Annotated in this window: 13 protein-coding genes; 5 read left to right on the plus strand and 8 right to left on the minus strand. The window is 40.6% G+C overall.

Going from position 1 to position 11,633, the window contains the following annotated elements; translation table 11 throughout:
* Nucleotides 1-249 precede the first annotated feature (249 nt).
* Complete coding sequence (locus EWV66_RS05120; RefSeq protein WP_052276701.1) at nt 250-954, plus strand: SDR family oxidoreductase; 705 nt, start codon at nt 250-252, stop codon at nt 952-954.
* Between the two features lie 79 nt (nt 955-1,033).
* Here the strand turns inward: EWV66_RS05120 and EWV66_RS05125 are convergent, their stop codons facing one another.
* Nucleotides 1,034-1,162 (minus strand): hypothetical protein, encoded by a 129-nt coding sequence (locus EWV66_RS05125; RefSeq protein WP_287115914.1) that lies wholly within the window; start codon nt 1,160-1,162, stop codon nt 1,034-1,036.
* 43 nt (nt 1,163-1,205) lie between these two features.
* On the opposite strand from EWV66_RS05125, the gene hppD reads away from it, so the two are divergent.
* Entirely contained in the window at nt 1,206-2,291 is a 1,086-nt protein-coding gene (gene hppD / locus EWV66_RS05130) for a 4-hydroxyphenylpyruvate dioxygenase (RefSeq protein WP_052276702.1), read from the plus strand.
* A gap of 268 nt (nt 2,292-2,559) precedes the next feature.
* On the opposite strand, the gene EWV66_RS05135 is transcribed toward hppD, so the two are convergent.
* Both EWV66_RS05135 and EWV66_RS05140 read right to left on the minus strand, forming a co-directional pair.
* A complete protein-coding gene (locus tag EWV66_RS05135) occupies nt 2,560-3,093 on the minus strand; it encodes a retropepsin-like aspartic protease family protein (protein ID WP_185237484.1) in 534 nt (177 codons plus the stop codon).
* Between the two features lie 83 nt (nt 3,094-3,176).
* On the minus strand, nt 3,177-3,518 hold the full coding sequence (locus tag EWV66_RS05140; protein WP_002757854.1) for a histidine triad nucleotide-binding protein: 342 nt from the start codon (nt 3,516-3,518) through the stop codon (nt 3,177-3,179).
* A gap of 181 nt (nt 3,519-3,699) precedes the next feature.
* Here EWV66_RS05140 and EWV66_RS05145 point away from each other — a divergent pair, with 181 nt between their 5' ends.
* Nucleotides 3,700-5,226: a YifB family Mg chelatase-like AAA ATPase gene (locus tag EWV66_RS05145; protein WP_287109272.1), complete on the plus strand. Its 1,527-nt coding sequence runs from the start codon at nt 3,700-3,702 to the stop codon at nt 5,224-5,226.
* Between the two features lie 237 nt (nt 5,227-5,463).
* Here the strand turns inward: EWV66_RS05145 and EWV66_RS05150 are convergent, their stop codons facing one another.
* Nucleotides 5,464-6,768 (minus strand): hypothetical protein, encoded by a 1,305-nt coding sequence (locus tag EWV66_RS05150; RefSeq protein WP_287109273.1) that lies wholly within the window; start codon nt 6,766-6,768, stop codon nt 5,464-5,466.
* Nucleotides 6,769-6,966: 198 nt separating this feature from the next.
* On the opposite strand from EWV66_RS05150, the gene EWV66_RS05155 reads away from it, so the two are divergent.
* A complete protein-coding gene (locus EWV66_RS05155) occupies nt 6,967-7,395 on the plus strand; it encodes a Tery_1686 family protein (protein WP_002743840.1) in 429 nt (142 codons plus the stop codon).
* A gap of 74 nt (nt 7,396-7,469) precedes the next feature.
* On the opposite strand, the gene EWV66_RS05160 is transcribed toward EWV66_RS05155, so the two are convergent.
* The 4 genes from EWV66_RS05160 to EWV66_RS05175 form a co-directional block, all read right to left on the minus strand.
* Nucleotides 7,470-8,036, minus strand: a complete 567-nt coding sequence (locus tag EWV66_RS05160) for a hypothetical protein (protein ID WP_052276704.1) — start codon at nt 8,034-8,036, stop codon at nt 7,470-7,472.
* Nucleotides 8,036-9,424 (minus strand): AAA family ATPase, encoded by a 1,389-nt coding sequence (locus EWV66_RS05165; RefSeq protein WP_287109274.1) that lies wholly within the window; start codon nt 9,422-9,424, stop codon nt 8,036-8,038. The genes EWV66_RS05160 and EWV66_RS05165 overlap by 1 nt, the downstream gene beginning before the upstream one ends.
* Nucleotides 9,425-9,528: 104 nt before the next feature.
* Nucleotides 9,529-10,113, minus strand: a complete 585-nt coding sequence (locus tag EWV66_RS05170) for a pseudouridine synthase (protein WP_052276706.1) — start codon at nt 10,111-10,113, stop codon at nt 9,529-9,531.
* Between the two features lie 290 nt (nt 10,114-10,403).
* A complete protein-coding gene (locus EWV66_RS05175) occupies nt 10,404-11,192 on the minus strand; it encodes an ABC transporter permease (protein WP_002765070.1) in 789 nt (262 codons plus the stop codon).
* 277 nt (nt 11,193-11,469) lie between these two features.
* On the opposite strand from EWV66_RS05175, the gene EWV66_RS05180 reads away from it, so the two are divergent.
* Nucleotides 11,470-11,633: 4-Cys prefix domain-containing protein (locus tag EWV66_RS05180; RefSeq protein ID WP_353734450.1), on the plus strand; the 164-nt coding region annotated here is incomplete at its 3' end.

An 11,633-nucleotide genomic window follows, 5' to 3' on the forward strand; every position in this document is an offset into this window, starting at 1 on the left:
CGAACTAGGGAAGTATTCGGAGGTCTGTACCAGATTGTGTCTCGATGCGGTAGTCTCTACTTGCGTCGCCTAAATTGGTTTAGGCAAGCTCCGTCCCTTTTAGGGCGGGGTTAGTGACAAAAATTTCTTTACATTGTCACGGTTGATCCTATCAGAAGTTGGTTAACCATTAATCAAGGGGTTGGGACTAGCGATGATTTTCCAGTTGGAACAGTTTACAATAAGATTTGTAAAAATTTATAAATAATTATGAGCGAAAAAGTTGTCCTGATTGTCGGTGCTACGGGGGGTATCGGTGCCACTTTAGCGGGTAAACTAGCTGTTAATGGTCATAAACTCGTATTAGCGGCGAGAAATGCCGATAATTTATCTAATTTAGCTGGTGAGTTGTCTTGTCCTTCTTTAATTGTACCGACGGATATCACCAATCCGACTCAGGTGGAAACTTTGATGGCAAAAATTGTCTCCCATTACGGCCGGTTGGATGTGTTGGTTAATGCGGCCGGAGCCGGTGTGATGAAACAATATAATAAAATCACGCCGGAAGATTTAGATAAAATGCTCGACCTCAATCTCAAGGGGAGTTTTTATACCTGTCAGGCTGCGGCTAATGTGATGAAGGAAAATAAAGCTGGTCATATCTGTAATGTGGTGGGAATTTTGGGTAAGCATTCTATGGCTATGGCTGCCGCTTATTGTGCTTCTAAGTACGGGGTGGTGGGTTTTAGTAAATGTTTGGCCGATGAGTTAAAACGCTATGGTATTAAAATGACTTTATTCTATTTTGGTGGTGTCGATACTCCTTTTTGGGATCAGGTGAGCTTAAAAGTTGATCGCACTAAAATGTTAACCGCTCAAACCGCCGCCGATGCTATCTATTTTGCCATGAATGCTGAACCCCAAGCCGTCCCCATGGAAATTAATATTCAACCCGATAGTCATCTCTTTTTTTAGTCCTCAGGAGTCAGGAGTTGAGAGTTGGGGTTGTAGGGAGTTGGGGTTTTGGGGTATTAGTTGAAATTACCCTATCTCCTCACTCCCCCATTTCCCCATTTCCCCATTTCCCCATTTCCCCATTTCCCCATTTCCCCATTTCCCCATTTCCCCATTTCCCCATTTCCCCATTTCCCCATTTCCCCATTTCCCCATTTCCCCATTTCATAATTCATAATTCCTAACACTCAACCACTTTTTTGACTTTATCTATGTTTATTGATCATATTCATTTTTATGTAGAATCGGCCAAAAAATGGCGAGATTGGTTTGTGCGGGTGATGGATTTTCAGGCGATCGCAAGTTTAGTTAATCTCCACACGCACACGGAAATAGTTGGCAATGGCATCCAAAAAGATAAAAATAAACAGATTATTTTTATCTTATCTTCTCCCTTAAATTCCCTTAGTCCCGTGGCGGAATTTTTAAGTAAATATCCTGAAGGGGTGGCGGATGTGGCTTTTCAAGTGGAGGATTTAGACGCTTTAGCTAGGAGAATTAAACTGGATATTTTTATTCAGGAAACTGTTTTGGCTAGGGGTAAGATAAAAAGCTGTCAAATCTCTAGCATTGCTAATCTCAAACATACATTAATTGAAAGACAGGGAATCACGCCAATTTTAGCCGATCCTAATCTGATTGAGTATGATAGTAAGGAACAATATAATCAGGATATTCTGGCAATTGATCATTTAGTTTTAAATGTGTTTCAGGGGAATTTAGAGTTAACATCCAATTGGTATGAGGAAAATTTAGGCTTTAAAAAACGGCAAGTTTTTACTATTAAAACGGAGCGTTCTGGTCTTTATTCGCAGGTACTTGTTCACCCTGAAACCGAATTAAAGTTACCAATTAATGAGCCAGATAGTAACAGTTCTCAAATTCAAGAATTTTTAGATATTAATCAAAAATCTGGTATTCAACACATTGCTTTAAAAACAGAAAACATTGTAAACTTAACTCAAAAATTAAGAGAAAAAAAGGTAGAATTTTTATCAGTTCCCGACAGTTATTATCGACAAATTAACTATCAAAAAAAAGATTTTAATATTGCTGATTGGGAATGGTCAGAAATTAAAAAAAATGAAATTCTCATTGACTTTGAACAAAATAGTCATTCCCTCCAGGAAAAGCCAACTTTACTGCAAATTTTCACTAAACCAATTTTTTCTCAGCCAACTTTCTTTTTTGAATTAATCGAGCGACGTCATGCCGCTAGAGGTTTTGGAGAAGGCAACTTCCGGGCTTTATTTGAAGCGATCGAACGGGAACAAATACAGCGAGGAACTTTAGATTAGAATCAGAAAAGCGAGCATTTGGCTCTTCTGGTTTCTGTGTGTAAACGAGGTCTATACTGATAGTTTCTTCTTTCAAAATAGTCCTAAAAGTCTTGCCCAGTAAGCATTTAACCTTACATAAGCAAAAATTATCACATTCCCGTCAGACTAAGTAGGTAGGTGTTAAAAGTTTTCAGATCCCCCCGCCTATCGGCACCCCCCTTATCAAGGGGGGCAGGGGGGATCGAACCTAAAATCCATTTTTAGTTTAATTATAACCAGCTACTTATCAACGATGACGTAATTCAATCACATCTTTTTTGATCGTGACATCATAGGAACCAAAAAAGGTTTGTCCTAAGAGTCCTAATCCTTCCATTTGGGGAGAAATACCAACAATCTGATTAGATAAAGCCACCTCGCCAACTTTAACAGAATTAATGCGACCAAGATAAACAGTAACGACACCGCCGGCGGTATGAGCGACTACTTCCTTTTCCCGTTTGACTTTCATCGCTTTCGCCATGGCATCGGTGAGGACGATGCCACTAGCACCTGTATCAAAAAGCATTTCATAATAGTGACGGTTATTAAAAACCACCATCACCGTGGGAATGCCGTTAACCCGGCGTTGAATCGGTAGCTGATAAACTTGCGGGGAATTTTTCCTATTTCTAGATGAACTGCCACAGAGACGGCTAAGGTCTATGTGTTGTCCATCTGCTCTTTGGAGAAAGCATTCCGATTGAGCGAGAGTCGTAGGGGTGAAGGGAAATAACAGCAGGGTGCTGGACAATGCGATCGCAGAAATAGACCTATTCATGGGTTTAACATCGAGAAGACCGACTCGGAAAAGAAAGCTTCTAGCCCTATAATTGCCCAAAAATGCGGGAAAATAAGGGGTATTTAACCCGGAGGCCAAGCCATTATGCGATCGCCTAAAAGATGGACATGAAGATGATCGACGGTTTGACCCCCATGTTCCCCATTATTGATCACTACTCGATAACCTTGACTTAATTTAGCTTCGGCGGCCACTTTTTTAACAGTTAGTAACAAATGTCCCAATAGATCTCGATCGCTGTCACTGGCTTCCTCTAGTTTCGGAATCGGTTTTTTGGGGATAATGAGGATATGGGTGGGTGCTTGGGGATTAACATCTCGAAAAGCGAGAACCAGATCATCTTCATAAACGATCGAGGCAGGAATTTCTTTGCGGATAATTTTGCTAAAAATAGTCTCACTCATAGACAGATTACTTTTTTTTTCAACTATACCATTAAGCTCTCAGCTTTTCTGGCTAGGTTATCCCGAGAAATAGGCTGATTTTCAGGGTAAATTCCCAGATAAAATCATTTTTATGCGGAAAACTAGCCGAACATCCTGTTTCATTTTCCTAAGAACTCACTTTATTTTTACTTGAGCCAAAATGTTAGCAAGGGTTTGGAGTGCGGCAATTATCGGCATCGATGCCATTAAAATCGGGGTAGAAGTGGATGTATCGGGGGGATTACCCGGAATTGCCGTGGTGGGTTTACCCGATACCGCCGTGCAGGAGTCGAAAGAAAGGGTAAAAGCTTCCCTAAAAAATGCTGGATTTGCCTTTCCCATCCGCAAAATTGTCATCAATTTAAGTCCCGCCGATATCCGCAAAGAGGGGCCGATTTATGATTTACCGATTAGTATCGGCATTTTAGGGGCTTCCGAACAGGTAGAAGCCGATTTATTGGGGGATTTTCTCTTTTTAGGCGAATTATCCCTCGATGGTAGTTTGCGTGCCGTGGCGGGGGTTTTACCCATTGCTGCCGCCGCCGAAAAAATGGGGATCAAGGGTTTAGTGGTTCCCGCCGATAATGCCAAAGAAGCGGCCGTAGTTAAAGGCGTACAAGTGTATGGGTTTCGTCATCTATCGGAAGTGGTAAATTTCTTAAATGAACCCGATCGCTATTCACCGATGACTTTTAACGCTGCCGAGGAATTTGGGCGATCGCAGGTAAATCTCCCCGATCTCAAGGATGTCAAAGGCCAAGCCATTGGCCGTCGGGCCCTGGAAATTGCCGCAGCTGGAGGTCATAACCTAATTTTTGTCGGGCCACCGGGCAGCGGTAAAACCATGTTAGCGCGACGTTTACCCGGTATTCTGCCCCAGCTGACCTTTGCCGAATCCCTAGAAGTCTCCCAGATTCATTCCGTCGCCGGATTACTGAAGGATCGAGGTTCTCTGGTGCGCGAGCGTCCTTTTCGCAGTCCCCATCACTCCGCTTCCGGAGCGGCGCTGGTGGGAGGTGGCACTTATCCCCGACCGGGGGAAATCTCCCTTTCTCACCGTGGTATTTTATTTTTGGACGAATTAACGGAATTTAAGCGCAGTGTCTTGGAATATCTCCGACAACCCCTAGAGGATGGTTATGTGAGCATTTCTCGCACTCGTCTTTCCGTCGCTTTTCCGGCCCGTTTTACCCTGGTGGCGAGTACCAATCCCTGTCCCTGTGGTTATTACGGCGATTCGGTGCAACCCTGCAGCTGTTCACCGCGACAACGGGAACAATATTGGGCGAAATTATCGGGGCCGCTTTTAGACCGTATTGACCTACAAGTGACGGTAAATCGCCTGAAACCGGAAGAAATGACCCAAGAGAGTCGGGGAGAAGCTTCTGAGCAGGTGCGGCAACGAGTAGAAGGGGCCCGACAAAAGGCCAGCGATCGCTTTCAAGATACGGGGATTCGCTCTAATGCGGAGATGAATTCCGAGCATTTGCGGCGTTTTTGCGCTCTTGATCAGAGCAGTCGCCATATTTTAGAAGGGGCAATCCGAAAATTGGGTTTATCGGCCCGAGCAATGGATCGCATTCTCAAAGTTGCCCGCACCATTGCCGATTTAGGAGATAGTGAAATGCTGAAAAGTTCCCACGTTGCCGAAGCAATTCAGTATCGCACTCTCGATCGTTTAAGTTAGGGTTTGCGGCAAAAAGTTTGTTGGTGGGGTTAGGAGTCGGTCGTCAGGATTCAGGAGGCAGGAGGCAGGAGTTGAGAGTTGGGGTTTTAGGGAGTTGGGGTTTTAGGGTTTTGGGGTATTAGTTGAAATTCTCCTATCTCCCCACTCCCCCACTCCCCCATTTCCCAATTCATAATTCCCCCATTTCCCCATTTCCCCATTTCCCCATTTCCCCATCACCCTCTTTCAAGTCAGGAGTCAGGAATCGGGCGATTCTAAGCGTTTTTGCCATTCTCGATCGATTTTATCCGAGCGCTCGATCTCTTGTTCGAGATAGTCTTGATCGGTAGAATAACTAATATCAGCATCTGTAATCACTTTTTGGTCAGCAAATTTACGAGAGTAGGCCAGTTTTTGCTCTAATTCAGGATTATTTTGTGCTAATAAATCTGCTCTTTTTTCTCGCTGTTGATTGCGTTGATTAACCCGCTCATTTCTCCACTGTAAAAAGAAATAACGACCGAGGGGAATCCCCAAAAAAGCACCAGCATAACTGAGGAGAAAACCGTAGATACCTGTGACTATCGACCCCAGAGAACCGCTCAAATCGACACTATCACTGTTGAGCAAAGATCCTAAAACTAAAGCGAGGATAAAGTTAACCGCCCCTAAACCTAAAGCTAGGATAATTTGACCGCTATCCGCTTCGCTAAACTTCCAGCGTTTTTCCTTTAGATAGGGCGAAACTGCTTGTAATTTTCTCTCTTTGGTTGTCACCTGTAGATCGGGAAAATAATAGATAATATCGCCTCGATCGGACACTTGCGGCAATCCATTAAAGCGGGTTAAAACTGGGAGTATATAGTCTTCTGTCTCCTCATGACTGGGGGTAATACTATCGAGATAGGGGGCAATTTGTGGAGCGACAATCGAGCCACGATTATTTTGAATTACTTTACCGATAGTTTGCCAGCGTCTCTCCTCTAAATTGAAATTAGGATCACCATCGCCAAAAAGAAAAGAAAAAACTGCCTCGAGAAAATTCATCTTACTAGGGGGTTTTTCTGCCTTAACTTCCCTATCTCTTCTTTCGTAGTAGTTATTACCAAAATCGGGATAAAAAATCCAGAAAAAGTCCGTGGGAAAGAAGTTAACATTAATGTTGTTGTTTCCAGAATTATTATCCGAGTCACTATCTTTAAACATTGAGGCTATCAGGATCGCCAGAATAGCAAACAAGAGGATTAAAATCGAAATAATTAAGACAATGCCAAAGGAAATGCGAATAACATAAAAAACTACTTTCCAGATTTTACTGGCGAAAGCTTTTAACTGCAATTGCCAATATTTATTCAGGAGAATCGAGCGAAAATTTTCGGGGAAAAGATAGATAATCTCCCCCGTGTCTGCTACCTGTAAATGTCCCCCCGCTTCCGCAGCTAAAGCTAATAATCCCTGTTGTGCAGCGTTAATCTCTAAACCCGATTTTGCCGCCACATCACCCACCGTAACCCGATAGCCTAATTTTTCGATCGATTGTAATAGAGACTCTTGGGGATTCATAGAAAATACTGTTCCTGTCGATTATCCTATTTTCTAGTTTAGTTTTGATTTTGTCTTTTTGGCAGCGGCTATCTTGATTGACAGGTGCGGCATTTTCGACTCGATCGAGAAAATATCGTTATAATTGTTCCAATAGTCGCAAAAAGCAGGGCTAAACTGTATAAATAGTTACTTTATAAGCAATTATCAGAGGTGAGCATGAATGCGTCGGAACAGGCAAAAGGATTAGAATTAACGGCGAAGATCGCCACACTCGTCAACCTGTTTAAGCAACAATTCCCCGATGCAAAGGCAGATCTGAAACCTTGGCGCAATGATCCCCACACAAGGGAGTTAACGGACCCCGACTCGATCGATATCGCTTTCCATTTTCCCGGTTGGAGTCCCAGAATTCAAGGGCGCAGTATTCTGGTACAAATTCGTTTTCATCTCGATAGCGAGGATCAGCATCAGCGTTTGATTGGCTTAGAAATGCAGGCTTTTAACCATCAAGGAACCGCTTGGCGACTATCTACGGTGGAAAATTGGCAATTAGTCGGCAATTATCAACCCTCTCCTAAGGTGGCTGATAAGTTAAAATATTTCAGCCGGCAGGTGTTTGAAGTTTTTAAAAATGAGCATCGATAAGGCTCTTTTGGCACTCTCGGCAAAAGATCGTTATTCGATCAAGATTAAATCAGTCATAATGTCAAGCTATAGGACTAAATTAATTCTTGAAAGTGCTTCGCTTTAGCAGAAATTTTTAACATTTTTTCTGGTTGATCGTGAATCTCACTTTTTTGAGAAAGTTTACGGCTGCTCATGCTTGTTTTAGAAATACTGATATTTTTAATACTAACAAAGCGATATTGATAGTCCTGAAGAAAATCGGGTTGATTCCAAAATAAGCGTCCGATTTCACGACAATAGGAGACAAAGCATTCGGCTCCTTTTAATTGTTTAATTATCGATGGATTAGAATCTCCGCTTTTCTTCATTTCCAAACAAAGGATAACTTTTTCAGTAGGGGTATTAGCGATAATTATAAAATCTGCACGCTTACACTCACCTTTACTACCAGTAAAAATTTTGCGGACATCAAAAAACTCATCTAGCTTGATCACAATAACTCGATCGGGTTCAGGCATTCCACTAATCACAAACGAATAGTTATCTTGATTTTCTGTCAGTTTCAGTAAATAAATATCTCGTTTGTACTCTTTTTTATATTCCAACTCTACTATCGCACACTTGCTAATCATTTCTTTGAGTATAGCAATATCAGACATTACTCCTCACCCCAAATAATAGCCGTTTGAATACGATTCATATTTTCGATAGTAGTATCAAAACTGCGTGCTTCGATACCCATTTCGTGATCAATTTTAGCGGGGTTTAAAGTGTGAAATTTAGTTTTTCTTTTTTGTCCTTTTAACATCTTTGAATCTTCTTCAGCAATATAGACTTTAACTTGATTAGCCGATAATAATTCCTCTTGTCTATAGCCTTCTTCTGCGGCAATTTGTTTCAGGTGTGGTTTATTATGGTTAAGCATAATTAATGTGTTGATTTCTTTGATAATATAATCACTGTGAGTAGTGATAAAAACTTTAATACCAATGTTGATCAGTCGAGCGAAAAGTTTAGCGATACGGCGTTGATTTTCTGGATGGAGATTTAATTCAGGTTCATCTACTATCAACAAATCTCCGATTCGAGCTTCGTGTCTTAAATAAAAGCCAATGTCTAAAAGAGAACGTACAGCACTAGAACTTTCATCCATCGATAGTCTAAGTTTTTTTCCTTTAGGAATGTAATAAAGTTCATCATTGCTAGTAATCATATATTGACCACCAATAATATCGGCAAAATCTTCTAAAATACTGGGATGATTTTCGGCGATAAAGCTATTTTTTTTGACAATTGTTTCTATTTGTCTAGTAAAATCTACATTTTTTTTGACTGGTAGCGCATAATCCTGAGAAACATTAAATAACAGTTCTCTAGGATTAAAATTGCTATTTTTACTAATTTCTTCCAGTAAACGATTACGAGCAAAATTTAACTCTTTGCGAAAAATTGCCGCTCCTGTCCTTTCTGCACTAGCAATAAATGGCCTGGGAAAAAACTGAGAGAAAATTATATCTTGGATGCTGTCGTAAATGATATCCTCAAGAAAATGCACTGGCAGATTTATTTTTTCTGTTTCTGTTAATAATGTAATGGATAAATAAGGCTCATCTTCAGGTTTGCTAATCGAGATAATTTCCCATGTTGCTGTACTAATTTTCCTTTCATACTTATTTTGAAATTGAATATTGTCAAAATTTAATTCTATCTGAAAATCAACATTTTTAAACCTCTCCTCGTTGGCAGCAAAAACTTCAGGTATTTGTCGAATATATCTTTGACAACCTGTAGTAAGAATAATCTCACACTGTTGAACATACTCCTGTAGATCGAGACTAATTACACCATCAGAAAGTAGTTGATTAATTTTTTCTTTGAGTCCAAATGTTGGCCAAGTTAATAGTCTTCGCCAAGTGTCTAAAAAACCGAATAAAGCGTAGGTAGCATAAGTTTTACCTGTATTATTACCACCACAGATAATTGTGAAGTCGCCTAGACTGAATTCTGCTTGTTTTAAAATGCCAAGATTTTTAATTTTAACTTTCATATTTGTCTTTCGGTTTAATATTCACGATTATAGATAATTGTGGGTCATTTGATCAAGTCCCAAACTATACATTCAACTTTGGTTATCAAGGTTACTTACAGAAATTATAACCTTTCCAAGGCTTTTCTCTCTTTTTCAGTCACTTCTCGCCATTGACCGGGTTGTAATCCTGTTAAGCATAATTTATTGTTTTTGTCAATAGTAATGGCTGTTCTAATTAATCTTAAAGTCGGATAACCAACGGCTGCCGTCATCCGTCTTACCTGACGATTTCTTCCCTCAGTTAAGGTAATTTCTAACCAAGCGGTGGGGACAGATTTTCGATAACGAATCGGTGGCTCTCTGGGGGGTAAATCCGGTTCAAAATCTAGTAAATTAACTATTGCTGGTCGAGTGCGATAATCCTGAATATGAAGACCTTGACGCAATTTTTCTAAAGCGTTTAGGTCTGGAATTCTTTCGACTTGTACCCAATAGGTGCGCGGATGTGCAAATTGACGATGACCCAAACGATGCTGTAATTGACCGTTATCTGTGAGTAATAATAATCCCTCACTGTCCCTATCTAAACGACCGACAGAATAGATATTGGGGATGGGAATATAATCTTTTAAAGTCGAGCGACCATTTTCATCAGTAAACTGACATAATACATCGTAGGGTTTATAAAAAAGGATATATTTATTCAAGGGAAAAAGGAGTCAGGAGATAGGAGTCAGGAGTCAGGAGATAAGTAGTCGTGTAAAATAAATTTCCTAGAAGATAGGCAAAAGGCAAAAGGCAAAAGGCAAGAGGTAGTTAGATATGTTTAATTAATTTTGCTTGGGTACTTAACTCATAACTGATAACTGATTACTGACCACTGATAACTGATAACTGATAACTGATAACTGATAACTGATAACTGATAACTGATAACTGATAACTGATTACTGATTACTGATAACTGATTACTGATTACTGATTACTGATCACTGATTCAATCCCGTTGATGGGAGAATTGATAAGCGCCGACAATCGAGAGAAGAAGAGCGACGATTAATAAAATAGGGATAGCGAACCAAGGAAATTGATTGATATCGTAGGCTGCGGCTCTTAATCCTAGACTAGCATAGGTGAGGGGCAAGGCATAAACAATAATTTTTAATGCCCAGGGTAAGGTTTTGGGATCGAAAAAAGTTGCTCCTAAAAAAGACATCGGCACGATTAAAAAGTTATTATAGAGACTGGCACTTTCGAGGGATTGAACTCGCAATCCGACAATTGCCCCTAAACTGGCAAAGACGGCACAATTTAAGATTAAAATTAATAAAAAGAGGGGATTGAGAAAACTGGCAAATTTTCCTGTAAATAAGATAGCGATGAGAATCACTGATGCAGAAGTCATTACACCGCGCAAAATTCCCGCAAAAACTTTGCCTAAAAATAATGAGAGGGGATGGACGGGAAGTAATAATAATTCCTCGAAGGTTTTACTAAATAAGCGATCGCCACAGATGGAAAAGGTGGTTCCCCCGAAACTGATCGCCATTGAGGACAGGGCCACCATTCCGGGTAAAATAAATTCTAGATAAGAATCGCCGAGTGAGGGTTTCATCGAGCGATCGAGGGCGCTTCCCAACCCCAACCCGAAACCGATAATATAGATTAGGGGAGAAACTAAACCTGTGGCGGCGATCTGAAGGACTCTCGCCCGTAAATCTAGCCATTCTCCCCAAAATACGGTTAAAGTGTCTGTTAATATCGTCTGAGCTTGAGCTAGTTTCACTGGTATTTTGGTTAATTAGTAAATATACTTTTAATAATAATTAATAATTGTCCCCTTTTTCAAGAGTGGCTCATCCCAGTTTAGTAAAATGTAGGGTGCGTTAGACGGTGACAATCTCTGCTTAAACTTGAATCTAACAATCCGTCGTAACGCACCACACCTATCATTAATTTAATTTGGTGCGTTACTACTACTACTTACTTATGATAAAATGCCTTCAAAGACAGGTAAGGGAAAACTTGCAATTATTCACCCGCTAAAATAACTGATAGCCGAGATGAAACCCTGTTACTGCATTAATCCCGATTGTTCTCAACCGGAGCATCCGAGTAATAATAACTCGAATACTCGTTACTGTCAAAGTTGCGGCTCTCAATTGTTGTTAAATGGTAAATATAGGGTGAGTCGGTTATTGAGTGATACGACCGGTTTTGGGGTTGT

The sequence above is a fragment of the Microcystis sp. M_OC_Ca_00000000_C217Col genome (assembly GCF_007095585.1).
In the GTDB taxonomy this organism is placed as follows: domain Bacteria; phylum Cyanobacteriota; class Cyanobacteriia; order Cyanobacteriales; family Microcystaceae; genus Microcystis; species Microcystis panniformis.

What these genes read in the sequence shown, in the direction of transcription:
- EWV66_RS05120 (WP_052276701.1), top strand. Translation starts at nt 250, where the DNA reads ATGAGCGAAAAAGTTGTCCTGATTGTCGGTGCTACGGGGGGTATCGGT.
- EWV66_RS05125 (WP_287115914.1), bottom strand. Translation starts at nt 1,162, where the DNA reads ATGAAATGGGGAAATGGGGAAATGGGGAAATGGGGAAATGGGGAAATG.
- hppD (WP_052276702.1), top strand. Translation starts at nt 1,206, where the DNA reads ATGTTTATTGATCATATTCATTTTTATGTAGAATCGGCCAAAAAATGG.
- EWV66_RS05135 (WP_185237484.1), bottom strand. Translation starts at nt 3,093, where the DNA reads ATGAATAGGTCTATTTCTGCGATCGCATTGTCCAGCACCCTGCTGTTA.
- EWV66_RS05140 (WP_002757854.1), bottom strand. Translation starts at nt 3,518, where the DNA reads ATGAGTGAGACTATTTTTAGCAAAATTATCCGCAAAGAAATTCCTGCC.
- EWV66_RS05145 (WP_287109272.1), top strand. Translation starts at nt 3,700, where the DNA reads ATGTTAGCAAGGGTTTGGAGTGCGGCAATTATCGGCATCGATGCCATT.
- EWV66_RS05150 (WP_287109273.1), bottom strand. Translation starts at nt 6,768, where the DNA reads ATGAATCCCCAAGAGTCTCTATTACAATCGATCGAAAAATTAGGCTAT.
- EWV66_RS05155 (WP_002743840.1), top strand. Translation starts at nt 6,967, where the DNA reads ATGAATGCGTCGGAACAGGCAAAAGGATTAGAATTAACGGCGAAGATC.
- EWV66_RS05160 (WP_052276704.1), bottom strand. Translation starts at nt 8,036, where the DNA reads ATGTCTGATATTGCTATACTCAAAGAAATGATTAGCAAGTGTGCGATA.
- EWV66_RS05165 (WP_287109274.1), bottom strand. Translation starts at nt 9,424, where the DNA reads ATGAAAGTTAAAATTAAAAATCTTGGCATTTTAAAACAAGCAGAATTC.